Genomic DNA, 22,774 nt, shown 5'->3' with positions numbered 1-22,774 from the left:
TAAAACAACCTCTCTAATCCTTTTTAATTAGAGAGGTAATAAACAAACAAAAAACAAATATTTAAAATGATTACGGATTCTGGGTTAAAGTCCCCGGATATGCATTTATTTCTGATTGTGGAATATATTGTACTACACGTGGGCTGGAAGCCGGAACGTCTATCATTGGCAAATGTGGACCAGGATAACGACGTGTCATGGTTTGTCCGTTTCTGTAAACATCATACCCACGATGAGCTTCAAAAGCCAATTCTAACTGACGCTCTTCATCAATTCTTTGTACGGCATTTGTACTGTTTAAAGAAGTATAACCCCCACCAACAATGGCTCTTTCTCTAATGATGTTAAGGTTTGTCAATGCATTATTGTAATCTCCTTTTTTAGCATAAGCCTCAGCCATGTTCAGATACATTTCTGCTAATCTCGAAATAATAGGCGAGTGCAGGTGTGAATCATTATCCTGTAGCGAACATTTTGTAATGTAGAACATTGGATATACACGATTTAATAACATCATAAAATCTTTTTCACCTGTGTACGTTTTACCTTGATAAGAGATAGCATATTGGTTTTCTGCAACATTTACTTCGGTAAGATTGTAATCTGCATTTGAAATGGTGATATAGTATGACCCGTCTGCTTTTGTTTTTAAAGGTTGCTGGATATAATTGTATCCGGTTTGAGTACCGCTGGCATCCTTAACATCAACAATAAAACGGAATGCGTCTGTTTTATTCCCACTAGCGTCTTTGGTGTATTGCGGATCGATAAAGGCCCAACGTGCATCTTTCTTTAATCCGGCTTTACGCAACAAATCAAGATATTCTCCACTCGCGTACATTTCTCCCCATCCTTGTCCTTGAAGATTAGCATACATTCCGCCAATTCCGTAATAATGATCAAATCCGGAATATTCTGTAGCAACTCTTTTTACAGCAAAGATAGTTTCAGTTTGTTCGGCTGAATCCGGTGCATAAGTGTTGTACTTCATAAAGTTTGCACGACTTAGTAAACTGTATTTTCCGCTGGTAATAACCTTTTGTGCATAATCTATAGCAAGCGTTGCATACTCTTGATTTGGAGTTTCATACGTTCCGCTCATATACAAATACACTCGTGATAACATAGCCTGCGCAGCTTGTTTGGTTGCGTAACTTGCAGTTTTGCTTACCGTCATTAACGCTTCAGCTTTTTTCAAGTCATTGATCGCTTGATCGTAGGTTGTTTTTATTGTTGAACGATCCGGTAATTTCAGGTTGATTAAATCATCTGGCAAACCATTTACAATAGGCACACCTAAATTAGAATCAGGAGATTGTGCATAAGGCCTTCCGTAAGTACGAGCTAAGTAGAAATAAATCATACCTCTCAGATAATAAGCTTCTCCCAATTGTTGATCAACAGCAGGGCTTTCACCTTCTGAAATCAGTTTAATCAAATCACTGGATTGCGAAATGATTTTATAACCATTATTCCAGAAAGTAGATAATCTGCCATTGTCAGGAATATGTTGATAGGAGATAAAAGAGTAAAAAGAATCTGTCGAAGTTCCTCTAATCATGATATTATCTCCGGGATATTCTCCTACACGGTGCATAACATCTGACCAGCCTTTTAGCTGTGCATAACATCCGTTTAACAAAACTTCGATAGAAGCCTCTTTATCTTGTTGTATTTTTTCTTGTGTATAGGATGCAAATGGCTCTCTGTCTAACTCACATGAGGATAGAAAACTAATCGCGACACCTAATATTAATATCTTTTTCATGATTTTGTTTTTTAAAGTGTTAGGTTAAGTCCAAGTGTAATTCTACGCGTTTGAGGGTAAATTTGTGTAGCAGTACCTGAGATTACATATTGACCGGTTGCACTATTGTAATTTGGTGAAAGTTCCGGAGTTACCCCTGAAAAATGAGAGATTGTAAATAAATTTTCTCCCGCTATAAATAACCTTAGGCTATTAATATTTATACTTTTTAGTGGTAAATTATAGCCAATTGAAACACTTCTCATTTTTAGATAAGTACCAGTTTCCAGAAAACGGGAGGATGCTTTGTTTGATTGACTGGTATTGTCATAAATTGCCTGTGGGTGTGTAGCGATGTCGCCTGGTTTTTCCCAACGGCTCCATCCACTGTGCAGATTCATTTGATTTCTATCTGTATAAGCTCCATCTGAGTCAAATTCCGATCTGGCATAGTTGTAAATTTGTCCTCCAACAGAATAACTGAAGATGGCTGAAAAATCAAAGTTTTTATAATTCAAAGTAGTCGAAAATCCTCCAAAGAAATCAGGCGTATAAGAACCGATTGTTTTTCTGTTTTTTGAAGCGTCTGCGTAATTATAAGTTTTTACACGTTCTCCACTAGCGTTTGTTGTATACCACTGTGGTTTTCCGTTTTCAGGATCAACACCTGCCCATTCGGTTAAGAACCAGCTGTCTACATCTTTACCCGGTTTTAATAGTTTATTAGCAGAACCTGCAACACCACTACCGTCTCCAGCAATAATTTCCTGGCGATCACCGTAAAGTTTTGTTACTTTGTTTTTATTTGTACCAATATTAGCATCAACAGTCCATTTCAGGTTTTCGTTTTTAATGATATCTACACTAATAGAAGCTTCGAAACCTCTGTTGTTTACTGCTCCAACATTTCTCCAGATACTGGTTACACCGATCACACCCGGAAGCGGAACTGCATACAACAAATCGGAAGTATTTTTATCATAATAATCAAAAGTAAGGTTTACTTTATTGAACAAGCTTACATCCAAACCTACACCGGCTGTATATGTTTTTTCCCAGCTTAAATCAGGATTTGCTATTTGAGAAATCAAAGCTCCCGGATTTGTATTGTAGCTTTCAGAGAAAGAATACAGTGGCAAGTGTCCGTAAAGACTGTTTGGACGATTTCCTACTGAACCATAACTGGCTCTTAATTTTAAGGTGTTAACCCATTTGGCTTTAAAGAAAGCTTCATTATGAATGTTCCATCCACCACTGATAGAGAAGAAATTACCATATTGTGCATTTTTTCCAAAATTAGATGCTCCATCACGACGGAAAGAGAATTGTGCTAAATACCTATTGTCATAAGAATAGTTTATATTAGACAGTAGCGATTGTACAGCCCATTCAGAACGGTTTCCATCTACTTTTTCCGGGATAGCGGCAGGGTCTGCTACGATAATTCCGGGAGGGATTCCTGTTGCAATAGCATTACTAAATTTAGAACTGTATTCATTCCACTCATAACCCGCAATAGCGTTTATCTGATGTTTATCAAATGAGGTGTTGAATTTTAATAATTGATTGGTATATAATCTGTTAAAAGTGCTGTAGTAGTTACTAACTCTACCTTTTACTGATAAAGCAGAAGATGATCTCGGATCCTCATAAGAAGAGAAATTAGAGTTGCCAAAAATATAATTGTTTACTGAGGCAAAAGTCAACCATTTAGTAAGTCTAACGTCAAAATCAAGATTGGAACGTACGTTGTATTCTTCAGATTCAGAAAAATTCCATTGTAAATCATACAAATAGTTTGATCCTGTAGTATTTACCCACGTTGGGTTAGGAGCATTTCCTACTAAGGTCCCGTCCGGTAAGTAAGGACTGTCCCATGGGAGGTTGCGATACATGTCACTAACAGAGTGCTGTTGGTCGTAACTTGTTTGTCGGGTTAAATTTACCTGAGGTCTGATGGTCAACCAGCTGTTTGGTTTGTATTCAAATTTCAACAGACCATTATATCTTTTGTAATCATAACCTTTTACAGCTCCTGATTCGTCATAAAGACCCAGCGAAACATAACTTTTAAAGTTTTCTCCTCCACCGCTAATAGACAAGTTATAATCTTCTGCAAGACCCGTTTTGGTGGCATTATCCCACCAATCGTAGTTTTTGTTTTTTAATTCAGGTGTCCACCATGAAGCATTTTGAAAAATCTGCTTGTTTGGGAAAGAATTGTAAAGATCATATAATTCAGCTCCATTCATGATTTTAAAATTCCCTGAATCTAACGTAGCCAAAGAGGTTTTAGCAGAGAAATTTATAGTTGCTTTACCACCTTTACCGCTTTTTGTGGTAACTACAATTACACCATTAGCACCCTGAGAACCATAAACTGCTGTAGAGGCAGCATCTTTAAGAACAGTTAAGCTCTCAATATCTGAAGGATTCATTGGAGGAGAACTGTTTCCAACAATAACACCATCAACAACCCAAAGTGGGTCTGTACTACCATTTACGGTACTACGTCCTCTAATTACCACTTTTGATGCACCTCCGGGTTGACCACCGCTGGTACTTACAAAAACACCACTTGCTTTTCCTGCCAAAAGATTTTCGACAGAAGGAGTGGTAACGTCAAGTAGTTTTTTACTATTTAAAGTCTGTAAGGACCCGGTTAAACTCTCTTTCTTAATTTTACTGTATCCTACAACAACAACTTCATCCATTTGTTGTCCGGCTTCTTTCATAGTTATTTTTAGACCACCGTTTCCTGCAGGGGCTTCTATTTCTTGCATTCCCAGAAAAGAGAATACTAATATTGTAGAAGCATTTGGCACATCTATAGCAAAACTACCGTCCATATCAGTCTGAACACCTGTTTTGGACCCTTTTATAATAACATTTACGCCGGGGATTGGAACCCCTTTTTCGTCTACAACTTTTCCTTTTACTATTTTTTGGAATGCTAATAAACTGATTTTGTTCAAAGCTTTTTCATTAGCAGGAGCAGCAGCATCGGCTGTCTGAAAGCTTAATGACAAAAGTGAAACTAAAGTCGCTTTTAAGCTTTTTTCAAGTACACTATGCAGACCTGAATTTCCAGGTTTTTTTGCAAATACTTTTTTCATACTCTGGTTTGGTTTTGATTAATAAATTGAATCTTTTGTTTAGTAGGTTTTTCTTTTTTACAGTCAAAATTTAGTTTTTAATAAGGTCTTTAGGATCGTTTTAATTCACAAAAAAAAGAGTGAAATTGAACTGAAAAAAGACCACTAAATTTTAATTATTCGACGAAACTATCGATTATATTTTTATTAAACAAGAAAAAATGTGAAAAATGTGCTCGAACACACAAAATTCGTGTTCTCGAGCACATGAAAATGCAATAAATGTTTTTTTTGACATAAAAAGATGACAATTTTTCAAAATATAATACAAAATACAGAGTTCTTTTATTTAACAGGAATCTTAAGCTGAATATTTTGTTTTTAGTGAATAACCGTTATTTGATTTTATTAAATAAGAATATATTAATTTTTTGATATTTATATTGCCAATAAATTGATTATTCGTTCGCAAAGTGAGATTCCGTATTTTTGTTATTTTTTGATTTTAAAGCTAAAAATAACGTAAAAAACAGTGTTCGTTTTAAGGAAAGTTTACCTTATATTAGTGTTTTAAAAACGAAATAAAACAGTCTTTTTTTTGAGGCTGAAATTTCGAAAAAACAGAAGCCAATTTGGGTTAATGAACCGTTGAAAATCTAAAAAAATATGAGCACAATTTTAAAAGAATATCAAGTAAAATTTACCGATCAAAACGCAAAAATAAATGCTTCAGATTTGGATTTTCAGTGTTGGGAAAAAGCCAATTGTTTAACCGATTTTTGTTCACCCTGGAATACAGATCCCTTTTCAAAAATCGAATTTCGAGCGCTTTGGGATTTCGATAATCTGTATTTTAATTTTAAGGTTTTTGATGGTAATATCCATATCGATCAAAAAGATGATAGTATCGATAGTATTGGAAATTCGGATAGGGTAGAGCTATTTTTTAGGAAAAATGAAGCGATGAGCCCGTATTATTGTTTGGAGATGGATACAGCGGCCAGAATAATGGATTTTGAGGCCTTTCCCAATCACAATTTTGATTTTAAGTGGAATTGGCCTAAAACTGATTTAAAGCTCGAAGCATCAAAAGAGGATGGTTTTTTTACCGTGCAGGGTAAGATCAGTATGGCGTCTTTGAAAGCTTTAGATTTAATTCATAATAATACAATTGAAACTGGTGTTTTTAGAGCTAAATTTTCTGAAAAAGCGGATTCACAATATGAAGCTACCTGGATTTCGTGGGTGAATCCTAATACTGAAACGCCTAATTTTCATATTGCTTCTTCTTTTGGGAGGTTTGTTTTGATCGAGTAAGGGGTGGATTGTTTTAAGTTTCAGGTTTCAGGTTTCAAGTTTAACCGAAAGGGTGTTGGGGCTTGCGCAATGTTCGCGAGTTTTTTTCGCGAAAGGGAGAACAAATGGTTGTGTTCTTTTGCGGTTAAAGGCATTTGCTAAAGAATATCGTTTTTATACTACTCTCTTTTCTGTACTATTGTCACCCTGAGCGAAGTCGAAGGCTGGATAGGTAAAGGGGGCTTCGGCTTCGCTCAGCCTGACAGATGGGAAATTTGCTCAGCCTGACACATGGGAAATTCGCTCAGTCTGACAGGTGGGGGAAAAACTTTATAAAAAAAGAGATTATCTCACGGATTGCGAGATAATCTCTTCAAAAACAAACAATACTAAATAAGATCGCTTACTTAGGTTTTAATTTCTTTTTTGTCGTTTTTTAGTATTTCTGACTGTTAAACCTTTTGATTAGCGGAGTTACATGGTTTTTGGTATCCTCATCTAAAGAATTTAGTGCTTTATCTGCCTCATCAGCTGAGAATTTAGTTAGTCCGCAGATACCGGCTGCAATTACGTTGTAGGATTGATTTTTGATGCTTTCCTGCATCAATCCTTTGTATTCGGGATTAGCTGTGCTGGCAAGTTTTATAATCGCAGCAGCTCTGGCAATTGTCTTTTTGTCGTTTTTGGCAATATTAAGAAGGCTTTTTAAGGCTGCATTTTTAGTCTGATTATCTTCTAAACTAATTGCTTTAATACTTAAAACGCGCACATCGTCTTGCTGGTCTTCTAATCCTGCCAACAGAACAAGTTGAGCGTCCTGACTTTTATCTGTAGCAGCAAATTTTACGGCTTCGATTCTGTTAAAATAGGAGGGAGCATTTTTATATTGAAAAAGATAATCGGCTATTTTTTTGTTGTCAATGATTTTGCCTACTAAGATTTTATCCGGATCCAGGTCTGTAAAATTGGGCTGTGCCGGCACATCAAAACTAAAATTTTGTTCTCTTTTGTCGATTAAAATTTCTTTTCTAATTTTAGTTCCATTTACATAAAAATCCACTTTTAGCGGTAAGCTGAATGTCTGAACTGCGTTGTCTTGTATTTGTTTTACGGCAATGGTAGCTTTTCCGTCAGCATATCCGTATTCAACATTTAAAATTGGGTTTCCGCCTTGGTAATACCATTGATTAAAATAAGGACTCCAGTCTTTTCCGGTAACCTCTTCCATAGCTAAACGAAGTTGGTGTGATTCTCCCGATTTATAAGCATTTGTCGTTAAATAATGATTTAAGGATTTAAAAAAGGCTTCATCACCCATTTGATTTTTTAGCGCATACAAGATAATCGATCCTTTAGAATAGCTGATATTATCAAACATATCGTCTTGGTTTTGATAATGAAAACGAGCTAAAACTGGACTGTCTCCATTTTTTTGAGAGCGCAGGTAATTTTGTAATTTTTCATAACGAGATTTATCTTCTGCGTCTTGTCCTGCATCATGTCCGTGCCAAAGTACCTCACCAAAAGTGGCGAAAGATTCATTCATGGTTAAGTTTGACCAGGATTCAGCGGTAACATAATCTCCAAACCATTGGTGAAAAAGTTCATGAGCAATGGTACTCTCCTGGTTATCGTCTAATAATTCTCTTTCTGTTTTTTGTACGTATTCGCCATGTAAAGTGGCAGATGTATTTTCCATTGCTCCCGAAACAAAATCTCTGGCTACTACTTGTGAATATTTCACCCAAGGATATTCCACGCCCAACATTTTGCTGTAAAACGCCATCATATCAGGTGTTTTTCCAAAAATTTGTTTGGCGTAAGGCGCATACTTTGGCTCCAGATAATAACTTACTTCTTTTCCTTTATAGGGAGTGTCTTTATAAACTTTAAAATCACCAACAGCCATCATAAATAAATAAGGAGAATGCGGTAATTCCATTTTCCAGGTGTCGGTACGCGTTCCGTCTTTATTTACTTTTTGCGCGGTTAATTTCCCGTTGGATAAGGTGGTGTATTTGCCCTCAACCGTCATAGCGATTTCAGAAGTTGTTTTCTGATTGGGTTTGTCAATAGTAGGAAACCAAGCTGAAGAGGCTTCTGTTTCGCCCTGTGTCCAGATTTGAACGGGTTTGTCTCCTTTTCCGTCCGGATTTATAAAGTACAATCCTCTTGCATCTGTGATGGCATTGCTTCCTTTGGCTTTCAATTGATCCGGTTTCGCCGTATAATCGATGTAAATAGTATAATTTTCTGTGCTTTTGTATTTTCTGTTTAGCGTAATAAAAAGCTGTTCGTTATCATAGCTGTATTTTAAAGGAATACTTTTTTTTCCGTCCATAACGGCAATTTCTTTGATGTCCATTCCTTTGGCATCTAGCGTAAGCGCATCGGTTTCGTAAAAATGAGGTTTCAGCGTAAGCCATTCTTTTCCATACAAAAAACGTTTTCCATAATCAAAAGACACTTCTAGTTTGGTATGCAATATATCATGAACTTTTAACGGTGTAACTCTGTAAATCGACAGATCGCTTTTGTTTTGATCTGCATTTTGTGCCTCTATATTTTGGTAGCCCAACAAGACAATGCTAAAAAAGGTGTATTTTAAAAAATGTTTATTCATAATATTTTAATTTATATGGGTAGTTTTTATAGTTTTTCAATAATTCGAACCTCACCGTCTTTTTCATCCTCGGTCAAAGGAGTCGATTGCTTTTTAGTATATACTTGTAAGGTCCATTGAATAATTTTGTTGGAAGGATATAACGAAGCTTGATTTTTTAACCATGCTGTTGCTTTTTCTGCTGAAGAAGTTTTTTCAATAGCCCAAGCGGACACAAGCTGATTTGCGGGTAAAAAATTCATAACGGTATTGTCTATTTTTGGATTAAAAGTAACAATTTTTTCTAAGGATTGTTTTGCTGAATCTAAATTATTAAGGCTGGTATAACAGTGATAATCTAACCAGTTTTCAAGTCTTTCGTCAATATCTTCCTCATATGGTTTTCCAACACCCAGATTTTGAGGCCACAACTTGGCATCGGCGATAAACTGTAAGGCTTTTTTGTACTGTTTGTTTTTTATTTGGGTTAATGCCTGCATGAGTTTGGCTTCGTGATAAAGTTGTCGTCCTATAGTTGCTCCTTCAAACGGAAGAATTTCTAATTTGGTTAAGAAGGTATCTGCTTCTGCATATTTTTTGTTTAACAATAAAGTTTTGGCGTATAACATTCCCATGATATAATTCGTGGAATGTTGCTTGTAAAAAGGAGCTGCAATGGCCAGCGCTTTATCATATTGTTTTTGATTGATATAATGCTCTGCCAGTAATTTAGGATATCTCCAGCTCTGATTATCTAATTTAGCAGCCTGTTGCAGGCTCGATACGACCAATTGAGCGTCTTCTTTCATTAAAGCCGCTTTTGCCGCATAAAAAGCCGGATCTGCTGGTTGGCTGCCGCATTGCAGAAACAATTCTTTAGCTTTTGAAAGCGTATTGCGATTCCATTCTATTAAAGCCAAATGATATTTCAATTGCCATTGCCCGTTGGTTTGAATTAATTTCTCTAAAATTTCTGCAGTTTCGGGACGGAAAGGAAAACTGGTTCCGGGTTGTGTTTTACTTAAATCAACAGTTTTATTTTCTAAGAAAGCCATCCAATAGATAATTTCAGCATTTGGAACAGCAAGAGCAAAAACTTTTAAAGCTTCCTCTTTGCGATTCAATTGTTGATACCAAATCCCTAATTCCAAATAAGTTTGTTCCGGCATTTCATTTCGAATGAGTGAAGTAAAATGCACTTTTGAAGCCGCTGATTTTTCCCAAAGATATTTTTCAAACCCTGCGAAATGATTCAAAGGGTCAATGGAGTTTATTTGATTTAATAAAGCGGTGGCTTTTTCGGAATTGTTTTGCAAGCGGTAAATCACAGCTAACAATTGTAAACCTTCTAAATTATATGGATTGTTTAGCAGACTTTTTTCTGCGTATTCGATTGCTTTTGCTTGTTGATTTTCGTTGAAATAAAGTTTACTCAATTGCGTGTAAGCGGCAGAGCGGTATTCGACACTTGAGGCTGCAATGTCAAAACCATCCTTAGCATCCGTATTATTTCCTAAATGTAAGTTGGCTAAAGCGTAATAATAGTTTGCAGCAGGATCGTAAGTGTTTATTGCCAAAGCCTTACTTGCGGTTGCAACTGCTTCCTTGTATTGCAGTTTTCTAATTTGTAAAGAAGCCAAGTCTGACAGAGCAGGAGCGTAGTTCGGGTCTATTTTCAGACAAGCCGACAATTTCTCTTCTGCTTTTATGTAATCTTTAAAACTAATGTAATTTTTTCCTTGAAGGTACAATCCGTAAAGAGAATTGTTGTCAAAATCTTTTGGTATTTCTAAAGGACGACTTAGATTTCCGTCTTGAGGATCTGAATTCCAGACTAATTTATTTTCGCCAAGCGTAAGTCTTATTTTATTTGGATTAACCGAAACTTGAACAGAATCTTTGAAGGTTTCTAAGGTCGAAAGCGAAATGTCTTTAGAATAAATTTTCTTTTCATTATCAAAAACTTCGAGTTTGTCTTTTATTTTTTGAAGTGGCGAAAAATAAATTTTCAGCCAGCCGTTTTCATTTTTTACATTTACAGAACCATAGTTGTTTGCTTTTACGAAACCTTTGGTCTGCTTTACAGGAAACCAGTATTCGGTCCAGGAATCTGTTTGGTAGGGTGCAAAAGAGCGTTGTTTAAAAGGAGTTAGGCTACTGTTTTCGCTTGCCTGATTGAACAATCTTCCGCTTTGTACTTCTACATATTGTCCATCGGTATCGGTCAATAATTTTTCCCAGATCATTCCTTGCTGTGAAAGCCCCCAAATCCATATTTTTTTACCTGCTTTATCATCGTGATTGCTGTATCTTCCCATTCCAAAGTCTTCGTCATGCCAATAACCACCAAAGAAATCCGTGTATTTTCCAAAAACATGATAGGATTTATAACCGCCAAAATCATTATTTTTATAGAAAGAGACCTCCTTGCCATTTTGTTTGTTGATAGGCCAGGCATTGTGCTCACCGTCATGCCCCAAATAGGTCGTGCCCGGATAAATAAACTGCAGATTTCCGGCAGCTTTGATTCCCGTATTCATCCAGGTGTAATAAGGCTGTTCGAATTCGGTTGAATTAAACCAAAACGAATTGGTAGTAAAATAAGCCTTGTCTTTTGGCAGATTAATATCCAGTTTCCAGGACGTACGGGTCAGTAAATCTAAAACCTGAATCACACAACTCACACTTCCGTCTGCTCGGTTAATAGTTATAAAATCAACGGGAGTAGCACAATTGGGAGTATGTCCAATAATTCCATAATTGCCTTCTACGCCACCGCTTGTCCAGGGTCCACGCATGGCGATATCTCTGAATTTGATTACATGGTTGTTGTAAACGAAGTCTTTTCCGGTAGCTTTTTCTACGGCTGACCAAACTTTTCCGCCTACTTCGGGCAGAATCATTAATTTGATATAGTCATTCTCCAATTCAATGACCTTCCATTCTTTTTGAATCGGTTTATCAGTAAAACCATCAAAACGGAAGTACGGATAAATTTTGGTATCCGGTTTCGGAATCGGATCCGGATCTGAGAATGGATAAGTAGTGAATACTTTTTGGTACTCTTTTATTGTTGGTTGGTTTTGAGCATTTGAAAAAAGGCTTCCGAAGAGCAGAAAGGGAACGAATAGTTTAAGTTTCATAGGGAGCGATTTATTGTTTCGTGTTTTTTTTGCCACAGATTAAAAGGATTAGGAAAGATTTTTTTCTTTTTTGTTTTTCACGCAGATTTAGCAGATTTTTTTTAGCATCTGCAAAATCTGCGTGTTATTTTATCTTTACATCTGTGTTAAAAACGATTTTACTTTTGCCACAGATTTCACAGATTAAAAAAGACTTTTTGCAATCTTGTCAATTTCTACGGGTGAGAAATCTCCGAAAGAAACTCCACAATCTTTGTCGAGCTGCTTGTGAAGATTCTTCGTTCCTCAGAATGACAAACTGGGCGGTCAATCTGTGAAATCAGTGGCAAGAAAACATTTTCAATTTGTGTTAATTCGTGCAATTCGTGTTTAAATCTGGATAAAGCATTACTTAACAATAAGCAACCACCCTTTACCTTTAGCGACCGGAATTTCATCCTTTGCCGTAAAAGTTTGCGCAGGCTGAAAATTAGCCACTTCCAACGCTGTAATTGTCGCTTTGGCAGGATTGATTCCCAGTTTTTTCCAGTCGATGTTTAATTTTATTTTTACATCAGTATCTGCCCAGCTTGCGATTGAAATTAAGGCTGTACCGTTCTTTTTGTAAACCGTTGCCAATACTTTTTCGTTAGTTGTTTTTACCGGACAGTTTTCGCTCCAATAACCAATCATTTCAGAACCTTTAATGCCGAAAGTATCCCATAATTTCCAAATTGGTCTTGGGTCAGCATTGTGACTCCAAGGCATTCTGTTGGTCATTCCGTAAACCATTCCTCTCCATGGATTTCCTCCATCTTGAAGCATTTCTCCCATTAATCCAAAAGGAATACCGCTCACTTCGGTTAAGAAAAAGTCAGGATTGTTTTTTTCATAGTCAAAATACTCTCCAAACCATAGTTTATTGATGTATGGAAAGTGTTCCATATACAAATTAGCACTATTGTTAAAACCATCACTTTTGTTGTATTGATTGGCACTATGTAAATCGATGATTCCGGGGTGACCGTCTTTGGTAAGCACTCTTTTGATACGTTTCATGGTAATTCTGTCAAAAGCCACATCGTCAAGATAAACACCATCGATGCCAACGTTTTGAGTCAGCCAATTCATTCCTTCCACATAATAATTATGCCAACGATTCATACCGCTGTTTACAATGGCAGCATCTTTTATTTCGGGAACAAACCAAGCCGCGATATAATCATCACCCACATGTTCTTGAAGCCAAGAGAATCCGCCTCCTTTACCTGGGGAATAAATTTCGTGACCCAAACTTCTTAAAGCAAAAGTTTCATAAGCTTTATTAGAAACCTCTCTTACGGTGTTGTAAATTTTTACTTTTAATCCTTTTTGATGTGCTTCATCAATGTACTCTTTCATTTTTTTGAATTCAATAAAAGGATAATTAATGTACGGATTAATGGCATTGGCATGGTGTATATTGACTACCGTTGCTCCCGTTTGGGCGATAGTGTCGAGGTTACTGTATTTATGATAAAACTTCGTGTTCCATTGGAAATCAGTATCTATTTTACGAAACGGCGTAATTAGTAAATTAAAGTTGTAGTATAAAATATCCCCTTTTTTCATTGTGCGATTGCCGCTGTAGGCATTGACCAAAATTGTTTTTTGGTTTGGCGTTATTGTGATTCCACCTTTGTTTTCGTTGCCCCATGAAGAAGGTAATAATAAAGGTTTTTGCAAATAAAAATTAGTGTTTAACGGACGGCTGTATTTTTCATCTCTTAATGAAAATTGCAATCCTGCATTCACATTTCCGATCCAGGCACCGTCCTGATTTTTATGTGCCACATCCCATTTCCAATCAAAGGTCTGAGGACGATCACCCCCTTTTTGACCTAATCCCATCATGTATTTTGAAGCAGAAGATTGCAATGGCATATGAAAATTAATATCATTGAAAACAGCATCTTCCAAAGCGGTAATTTTTACAGCATACGATACAAATCCATCAAATTCGATGCTTCCCGTCACATCCATTTGAAGGGCTTGTGAAGTAGAACTACTTTCCCACGAAACGGTTCCGGCTTCTTTTTTCAGGAATTTAAGGCTTGAGTTTTTCCATTGTAAAGATTCTTTTCCTGCTGCATCTATAAAATGAAATGCTGCCGGAGCAGTCAAAATATCATTTGGTTTTGTACCGATAGAAGTCATTTCGGGCGTAAAGAAAGTTTGGATTTGGGTTGGAAATCCATTTGAACCTAAGACTAATTTTCTCCCCAATAAAGAGATTTCAGTATCTTTTACAACTAATGGAATGTAAGGGGCAATAACCGTATTTTCCTGAGCCAAAGTTGAGTTTAGCCATTTTAAACGCGTCATTTTTTCCGGAAAATCGATTCCTCCGTTTTGGGTCACTTCGTTCGTTACTTTTATCTGAAGGGTGATTTCTTTTGTTTTTCCATCACAATTCACGACTGCTTTTCCGGTATAGGTTCCCGCGGCAGTAGTTTGCGGAATGTCAATGCCACACCACATTGCCTGTACTTTTCCTTTTGAAACTGAAACGGTATTGGCAAATACAGATCCGTCATATCTGGTTCCGTCGGTATTGATGCAGTTTAAATATTTTGCTTCAATGATCGCTCCGTTGTTGCTGATTAAATTGGAGAAAGTAACTTTTAAATTAGTAATATCCTGCAAGGCGTAAACCCCCAATTGAAAAGCTAAATACTCCCCTTTTAATGCGGTGTCAGCAAAGGTGTTTTGAGCTCCTTTTTGGATCCAGCGTTGTGGCAGATCATTTTTCATTCGGATTGAATTTAAACGGTCTTCGGGAAAAACGATAAAAGAACTACCACTGTTTTTAGCAATGATGTCCTGTGTTTCTGCGGCTGTAGCAATAACTTCCATTGGGTAGTAACTGTTAAAAGCATTTACACTCTGGATTTCCTGAACAGTAGTATTGTCCGCCGCAGCTGTTTTTATTTTGGCCAGCCATTGTGCATTGGTTTTGTATTCGGGTTTGGCATACACTCCTTTTGGATAGTTTGCATCACCTTCATCAATATAGGGCATATAGTACACATAATAAGTCGTCTGACCCGAAACCGGCTCAAAGAAAATAGTACCGCTTTCTCTCGTGATGTTAACTGTTTTCAGATTTGTAATTTCTTTTCCGGTGGCATCCTGAACAATAATTCTCTTTTGATCGGGATTTGTATCTCTTCGGCGCCATTCGATAGTCGTTTTGGCAACGGTGCCAGTACCGGAAAAGACCACCACAGCGCGATGATTTCCTAATTGATTTGGATTCCAACCGTCATTACCGTCGGTATATTTTATTTGTTGTGCGCTTAATGGAATACTGATAATGAAAAAACACATTAGCACTATTCGACTTAAAATTGGGTTGTTTTTTAGGTTTGGCTTCATTTTTTTGTTCAAGTTAAAGGGAGATATTGATATAAAAGTTAATAAACGGCTTTCCATCCATTTTGTTTCCAATAAGCAATAATGGGTTTGTATGGACCGTATTTATGTTGTTCTTCAGAAAAAGTATCACTAAAAGGACTGTGGGCATAATCGATTGGTTTGCCCATTTTATTTGGATAGTCAAATGTTTTGGGATTTGGTCTCGTGTGTATGGCATCATCATTTACATAAGCGGCAATGTCCAGTGCTTCTGTGTCCGTAAGATAAGGTTTTCCGGGTGTTACTTTATCATATGGCATATTGCTTTTTAGCCACTGTGCTTGTTTGATAACTCTGTGCATGCTTGAACCCGGCTGGTAGCCGTATTGTCCCCAAAGCGGAGGATACACATAACCGGATTTGTCTTCGTTGTATTTTCCTTCTCCATCAGCTCCGTGGCAACGAACACAGTTTTCGATAAATAGTGTTTTTCCTCTTTCAGGGCTGGCAGCTACATCGGGAAAATCGATTTCCAGATTTTTAGCCCCTTTAAATTGCCCATCTTTAGGAACAAATTTGCTAATCCATTTAAAGTAAGATAAAAAAGCGACCATTTCTTTTCCGTCAAGCGGAAGGGGTTTACCGGAATGAGGACGCATGATGCAATTGTTAACCCGTTCAGCAAGTGTGAGTACTTTATTTTCGCGTCCGCGATATTGCGGATAATTGTCATGCGAAGACATCAGGTTGAAAGCATGCGGTTTTGTACCGGCATCCTGATGGCAATTGGTACAGTTCATTTTATTACCCAAATATTTTCCTTTAATGCCGTTTGGCCCAATATAATAAGCTGTTTTTAGCATTAATTCTCTTCCATATCGAACGGATTCACCAAATGGATCGTCCGGAATTTTTGAGGTATCTATGGTAATGTAACCTTCATCGTCTGAGGTTTCTTTTGCTAATGTTTGAGAATTAGAGGTATTGCACGAATTGAACACTACAATTGGCAGCACTAAAAAGAAACCAATAAGAATTATTTTTTTCATGTTTACTAGTTTTAATCTGATACTCGAATACTAAAAAAGTGAATCGCTTACGTCATTATTATTAATCCATTGGTTATAGTTTAGCTAAATGTTTTTTAACACATTAGGAACATAGATTTGGAATTTTACAATTGGAGAAATTTCAAGAAAATCACAATTTTTTCACCTCGTCTCCTGTGATTTATTTAAAGTAAAACGCCTTTTTTTAAGCTTTGTCAGCTATGCCTCTATGTGTTAAAAATTAATTGTGACTAAAGTTTTTTTTAATTGAAAAGAAACGGTTTTAATTTTTCTTCCGGAATAAACTCAACGCGATAAGGAGGAATTTCGGACTCTAAAGCCCAAAGTAAAACTCCTTTTTTATTCGTCAGAACCGTTATATGTCTTTTTGAACAACAGCACAATAGCGTTTCTTTATCAATCATATAAGCACTTCCCATTCTGTCATTATAAATTTCTTTGGGCAATTTGATCTGAAAATCCAATTGCGCGGAATTGTCTTTTTCATTTATTTTCAAAGCAAATACCGAGGATTGTTTTTTATCAACACCATTATCAAAAAAAAGTAGACTGCCTTCGGGGTTAATGTGTGCGGCATGTGCTTGCGAGAAACTGGAATTTTCTTTTTGTGATAGTGTACCTCCTTTTCCTAATTTCCAGATCACTTTTCCGGTTTTGGCATCTACTTTCCAAATTTGACCGTTATTGTAAAAAGAGATCAGAAAGTTTCCATCCTTATCATAATTCAGACTGTTGGCGTGCATCCAGTCTTTTTTTGTTTTCAATAATGCTTTATCTTTCATTGGATCTAAGTTGTCAAAAACACTCCATTTCCAGAGCTGTTTTCCTTTTTTATTCAAAATAAGAATACCATCTCCATTGATTGTATCACGTTTTTTGCCACCAATAGCCGTTAAATCGGTTATTCTTTCATCAACAAACAAGGTTACAATTTCATTAGTCGATTTTTTGATAATTTCATGATGAATGACTTGTTTAAAATCACCTTGTCCTTTTTTAATATGTGTTAAAGTGTCTCCCTGTAAATTGATTTCCAGAATTTCACTGCCGTAGCTTGTCGGTTCATTGTTTTTTCCTAAAATAGCAATAATACTTTGGTCTTTAGTAAAATGTGTAACCTTAAAACCGGTTCCTTCTACAGTGTGATACCATCTCAAATTACCTTTATAATCAACAATGTAAGCGGTACCCGGCGTTTCTCTTTTGCCCATTAGCAGAAAACCTTTTTTGAAATTTTGAGGCAAAAGTTCCGGTTTCTGAAAATTGGCTTTAAATTGTTTTTGTAACCATTCTGGTAATTTTCTGGATTTAAAATGATATATTTTGCTTGTCTTTTTTTCTCCGTCTGCAACCGTAACCACCTGAAAACTATAACTAGTTTCGGGACTAACGCTGCAAAGTATCAAAGAATGTGAAAGCCCTGTTTTTGAAATTGGAGTAGCTACTTTGTTTTTAATTCCTTTTGTATCAGCCCAATATTCTGCATAAACCGAAAGGTTGTCACTCGTAGTAACATCGATCTGAATCTTCAATTCGTTGTTGCTATGAGTTCCAATGGCAATATTTAGAATGCGATTCTGATTTTTGGAACAGCTTGCCAATACAAGCAATGCCAAAATAAAACTCCATTTTACAATTAATTTTTTGATCATAGGAAAAGCTTCTTTTGTGAAACAGAAAGGTACTTCTTTTGTATGAAATCGGGAACAGACAACGCTGAAAACGTTGTCTACTCCTGATTTTCCTGCTCTTATTTATCTATTAGCATTGCTTAAATTGGGGTTTAGATCAACCTGGCTTTGCGGATAGGTATAATATTTATTTTGTGGCATTTTGATTTGTGCCGTTTCTCCAACTCTGAGGTGATAGGCATTTACAAGAACGTCGAATTTATTCATTCGGATTAAATCCTGACGGCGTTTACCTTCATAGAAAAGTTCCCATCCTCTTTCTTGTAGAATAGCATCTCTCAAAGTACTTTGATTGTAATCTGCTAAAACCAATAATTTGGCATGAGATCTTCCTTTCACCTGATTGATAAGATCTATAGCTTCAATGGTCGGACCACTGATCTCGTTTAGTGCTTCGGCTCTGCTTAACAATACATCTGCATAACGTAAAATGTTGACACTGTGACCGTCATAATAGGTGGTAGTTTCATCATCTGCGTATTTTCTGGTCGATACATCGGGCATGTAAAATACGCCTGCCGGTGGCTCTGCACCCAAAGATGGTGCTTGTTTGTGCAGCAATTTATCTGTTCCCATAAATTCTGGAAAAAAGCATTGTTTTCTGTCATCTTCATTACCAAAGGTGTTGTAAAAATCCCAGTTTACCGTATAATACTGCCATCTGTTTTCAACAACAGGATGATCAATTGGTCCAAAATGGTTCAATAGCTCCGTTCCGTTTGTATTGGCATCGCTAAGAGAAGAAAAAATGTTTTCGCTGCACCATTTGTTACTTTCTTTGAACAATCCTGAATAACTAGGATAAAGACTGTATTGACCTAAATTCATTACTTGTTGTGTAAGTGTAGCGACTTTTTGCCAGTCGTGGGCACGCAAATACAATTTTGCTAATAAAGTTAAAGCAGCACCTTTTGTAGCGCGTCCTACATCATTACCACCATAGATGGGATTGTCCTGATAATTTACAGGAAGTACAGCAGCAGCATCGTTGAGTTCTTTGATCAGAAAAGCATCAATTGCCTCAACCGATGTTGGAGGGGTTTGTGCCAAGTAATCCGGATTAGTTAAATCAGCTTCCGTAATTAAAATTACAGGTCCCCAGGAATCTGTTAAGTCCATATAGCCCGAAGCTCTTAGAAATCGGGCCTCGGCTATAAATTGCGCTTTATCTGAACTTGAAATTTCCTGCATTTGATTGATGTAGAAAATGGCATTATTGGCATTGGCAATCAATTTGTACATGGCATTCCAGTCTTCTAAAAGCAATCCATTAGTAGAACTCCAGGTCCCTAAAGATAATTGACCCGGATCCCCGCCGTACTGACAATGTCCCAAATCTGTTGCAATATCCGTTAAAGCAAAATGTCGTGTTGCCCAGTACGAAAAGTTGTCACCTACAGACGGACCTTTCAATCTGCCGTAAATTCCGTTTATAGCCGCTATGGCATCCGATTTTGTTTGATAGCCATTCGCAGTTGTTAAACTACTGTATATGGTGGGGTCTAGATCTTCATTACACGAAAAATGTGTACCTGCGACAAGTAAAAGTAAGAGTACTGTATATTTTTTCATTTTAATAAATTTAATGTTACTAAAAAGCCTTTAGACTAATGAATTGCAACTTTAATACCTAGAATAAACGTTCTGGAAGCCGGGAAGGAGTTAAAATCAATTCCTCCGCCTAAGTTCTGTTTGGTATTATCAGTGGTAAAATGTCCATTTACTTCCGGATCATTTCCGGAATAATTTGTAATAGTCAGCAAATTTTGTCCAATAGCATACAATCTGATACTATCTATAAATTTAACTTCTTTTAATACGCTTTGCGGAATAGAATAACCGATAGAAACATTTTTCAGACGCAGGTAGGAAGCTTCTTCAACAAATTTCGAATTGACATAACTGCCATATTTACTTTTGTAATAACCATCTCTCGGAATATCCGTATTTTCATTTGTATTGGCAACCCAGCGATTTAAAGCATCAGTACTTGTAGTAGACTCACCAACCATTGCAGTCATATTATAAACGGAATAGTCGAAAGCACCCTGAAAGAAGATATTCAAATCAAAATCTCCATATTTAAAATCATTATTAAACCCGAGAATAAAATGCGGCGTAGAATTTCCTAAATAAGTTCTGTCGGCAGCTGTAATGGTTCCGTCACCATTTAGATCTTCATATTTTGGATCTCCGGGTACAGAAAGCGGCTGCGGAGCATACGTTTCTCCTGATTTTATAACCCCTGCATACTTATAACCGAATAAAACGCCCATTTCCTTACCTGGCTCCAGTCTTGTAAATTCTTGTCCGGAAACAGTTCCGCTTGGGTTAGAAGTACTGTTACTGATTATTTTAACATTATCAGCAAGGGATACAATTTCTTGTTTGTTGTAAGCAAAATTTAGAGAAGTACTCCAGGTAAATTTATCATTGCTAAAGTTTACAGTGTTAATGCCTAACTCGATTCCTTTGTTATCAATAACCCCGGAATTGAATCTTAGGGTACCAAAGCCCCACCATCCACCAACAGGAACATTCAAAAGAGCATCAGTTGTTCTTTTTTTGTACGCATCGATAGTGATGTTCAATCTGCTGTTAAAGAAACCCATATCCAATCCGATATTGGTTTGGGCTGTTTCTTCCCATTTCAGATCAGGGTTTGCTAAATTGGCAGGCTCGTTACCACCCGAAAGACCGCCTTGTCCAATTACTGTTCCCCATGGAGTCAGTCTGCTCAGGTAGGCATAGTCTCCAATACCATCACTTCCTGTAATACCGTAACTCACTCTTAATTTAAGCTCAGAGAATGTATTTAGTTTTTCTATAAAAGGTTCGTTGGAAAGCTTCCAGGCAACGGCTCCGGATGGAAAAATTCCGAATTTGTTATTTGGGCCAAATCGGGAAGAACCGTCTTTTCTTATTGTAAAGGAGGCTAAATATTTATCTGAATAAGAATAGTTTAATCGGCCAAAATAAGAGGTAAGTTTCGTTTCTGTTTTTTCTGTTTCCGGTCTTAGGTATACTTCAGCACTTTCGAGTTTATGATAGGTCAATAAATCATTAGAAAAACCGGAACCGGAAGCTTTTAGACGTTCGTAAGTATCTTTTTGATTAGAAGTTCCAATCATTGCTGTTATGGAATGTTCTTTTATTGAAAATTTATAAGTCAGATACTGATCTGTACTCCATCTGAAATAGGTTTTATTTTCTTCAGATCCGGTACCATGCAGGGCAGCTCCGGCAATTAACGTACTAGGCGTATATTTTCCTTGGATATTTTCCTGCCATTCTGCTCCGGCACCAAAATGGAACGTAAGGTTTTTAATAATTTCATAGTCCATAAACATACTTCCGTTTACCAATCTGTTGATGACGTGGTCTGTAGGTTCCAATAACAAGGCCAAAGCATTGTCTTTTCCCTGATATTTGTAGTAAGAACCATCAGGATTGTAAATAGGAATAGTTGGAATAGCGGTCTGAATCGTAAACATAGGAGATAGGATATTGTCGCCAAAATCGCTGTTGTTCCCTTCACTTGCCGCACCATAAATATTAGTGCCGACATTTAATTTGTCGTTGAATTTTTTCTCGCCACCCATTCTTACACTATATCTTTTAAAATCAGTGTTTTCAATAGCTCCGGTTTGTTTCAGGTAATTTCCGGAAAGAAAAAATTTAGAGGTTTTATCGCTTCCGCTAAAACTAATTGTTCTGTTAATCACTTCTCCCGGACGTGTTGCAGCTTCAAACCAATTGGTATTGGCGATTGGGAAACTTGCAGGAAAAACGGGAGGTCTTCCATTTTCCTTTGCAATCGCATTTTGGATATTGGCATATTGCTGTCCGCTTAATAAAGAAGGCTCATTGATAATGTTTTGAAAACCATCCGAAATTTCGGCCTCAATTTGCATTTTTCCTGATTTTCCTTTTTTAGTTGTAATGATGATAACTCCATTTCCTCCTCTGGCACCATAAATAGCTGTAGAGGAAGCATCTTTAAGAATTTGGATGTTTTCAATATCATTAGGACTGATAGAAGCACCTGTGCTGGTAATAAATCCGTCTACAACATATAATGGAGCGTTGGAAGTATTAATAGAATTTCCTCCTCTGATTACCACTGACGGGTTTGTTCCGGGTGCGTAGCTGTTCTGCTGTACCTGAACTCCTGAAGCACGTCCTTGTAGCGCTTGACCAACATTGGCAATCGTACCTCCTAAATTTAAATTGTCTTTGCTGATCGAACTGATAGAACCCGTAAGGTCTTTTTTCTTTTGTTTTCCGTATCCAATAACAACTTCATCTAATTTTTGTCCTGCTTCTTTCAGCATAATTTTCAGAGGAGCATTTGTTATGGTAATTTCCTGGTCTTCCATACCAACATACGTTACAATAAGTTTCGCGGCATTGTCCGGTACTGTGATTGCAAAGTTTCCGTCAAAATCAGTTTGTACGCCTTTTGAACTTCCTTTTACTACAACGTTGGCACCCGCCAAAGGAACACCATTTTGATCGGTGACAGTTCCTTTTACTATTTTTTCAAAAAGAATGACTATAGTATTTTCGTCTGAAGTAGTTATCGAGGAAGCAGCCGAAGCCTGAAACGCAAAAACTAATAACGAGAGAACTGTTAATTGGACCTTTTTATCGGATAGAATGTTAATCCGAAAATCTCTAGGCTTTTTTTGGGTTAAAAATTTCATACTTTAATCGAGTTTGGTTAATTAATAATCTGTTTTTTATTATTTGTAG

Annotated in this window: 10 protein-coding genes; 1 reads left to right on the top strand and 9 read right to left on the bottom strand. The window is 36.8% G+C overall.

Annotation, left to right across the window (positions count from 1 at the left end; translation table 11 throughout):
* Nucleotides 1-70: 70 nt before the first annotated feature.
* Together ACHRV3_RS03735 and ACHRV3_RS03730 are read right to left on the bottom strand one after the other, a co-directional pair.
* Nucleotides 71-1,768 carry a RagB/SusD family nutrient uptake outer membrane protein gene (locus ACHRV3_RS03735; RefSeq protein WP_395425891.1) on the bottom strand — a complete coding sequence of 566 codons (1,698 nt, stop codon included), beginning with the start codon at nt 1,766-1,768 and terminating at the stop codon, nt 71-73.
* Nucleotides 1,769-1,779: 11 nt separating this feature from the next.
* Nucleotides 1,780-4,863, bottom strand: a complete 3,084-nt coding sequence (locus ACHRV3_RS03730; protein ID WP_395433364.1) for a SusC/RagA family TonB-linked outer membrane protein — start codon at nt 4,861-4,863, stop codon at nt 1,780-1,782.
* A 645-nt stretch (nt 4,864-5,508) separates the two neighbouring features.
* On the opposite strand from ACHRV3_RS03730, the gene ACHRV3_RS03725 reads away from it, so the two are divergent.
* Nucleotides 5,509-6,159 (top strand): sugar-binding protein, encoded by a 651-nt coding sequence (locus ACHRV3_RS03725; protein ID WP_395433362.1) that lies wholly within the window; start codon nt 5,509-5,511, stop codon nt 6,157-6,159.
* A gap of 415 nt (nt 6,160-6,574) precedes the next feature.
* On the opposite strand, the gene ACHRV3_RS03720 is transcribed toward ACHRV3_RS03725, so the two are convergent.
* The 7 genes from ACHRV3_RS03720 to ACHRV3_RS03690 all read right to left on the bottom strand — a co-directional run bounded on the left by ACHRV3_RS03720 (nt 6,575) and on the right by ACHRV3_RS03690 (nt 22,725).
* Nucleotides 6,575-8,761 carry a M1 family aminopeptidase gene (locus ACHRV3_RS03720; RefSeq protein WP_395433361.1) on the bottom strand — a complete coding sequence of 729 codons (2,187 nt, stop codon included), beginning with the start codon at nt 8,759-8,761 and terminating at the stop codon, nt 6,575-6,577.
* 26 nt (nt 8,762-8,787) lie between these two features.
* Nucleotides 8,788-11,883 (bottom strand): DUF5107 domain-containing protein, encoded by a 3,096-nt coding sequence (locus tag ACHRV3_RS03715; RefSeq protein WP_395433360.1) that lies wholly within the window; start codon nt 11,881-11,883, stop codon nt 8,788-8,790.
* Nucleotides 11,884-12,270: 387 nt separating this feature from the next.
* A complete protein-coding gene (locus ACHRV3_RS03710) occupies nt 12,271-15,279 on the bottom strand; it encodes a glycoside hydrolase domain-containing protein (RefSeq protein ID WP_395433359.1) in 3,009 nt (1,002 codons plus the stop codon).
* A 38-nt stretch (nt 15,280-15,317) separates the two neighbouring features.
* Entirely contained in the window at nt 15,318-16,307 is a 990-nt protein-coding gene (locus ACHRV3_RS03705) for a c-type cytochrome (protein ID WP_047775746.1), read from the bottom strand.
* A 263-nt stretch (nt 16,308-16,570) separates the two neighbouring features.
* Nucleotides 16,571-17,980 carry an aryl-sulfate sulfotransferase gene (locus ACHRV3_RS03700; RefSeq protein ID WP_395433358.1) on the bottom strand — a complete coding sequence of 470 codons (1,410 nt, stop codon included), beginning with the start codon at nt 17,978-17,980 and terminating at the stop codon, nt 16,571-16,573.
* A 102-nt stretch (nt 17,981-18,082) separates the two neighbouring features.
* The gene (locus tag ACHRV3_RS03695; RefSeq protein WP_047775749.1) at nt 18,083-19,591 is read right to left on the bottom strand and encodes a RagB/SusD family nutrient uptake outer membrane protein; all 1,509 of its coding nucleotides are present in this window, start codon (nt 19,589-19,591) and stop codon (nt 18,083-18,085) included.
* Nucleotides 19,592-19,626: 35 nt separating this feature from the next.
* The gene (locus ACHRV3_RS03690) at nt 19,627-22,725 is read right to left on the bottom strand and encodes a SusC/RagA family TonB-linked outer membrane protein (RefSeq protein WP_395425900.1); all 3,099 of its coding nucleotides are present in this window, start codon (nt 22,723-22,725) and stop codon (nt 19,627-19,629) included.
* Nucleotides 22,726-22,774 lie beyond the last annotated feature (49 nt).

This window comes from Flavobacterium sp. FlaQc-49, from assembly GCF_044005985.1.
Taxonomy (GTDB): domain Bacteria; phylum Bacteroidota; class Bacteroidia; order Flavobacteriales; family Flavobacteriaceae; genus Flavobacterium; species Flavobacterium cupriresistens.
Note: the sequence above shows the minus strand (reverse complement) of the source record. Positions and strands in the feature narration are given on the sequence as shown.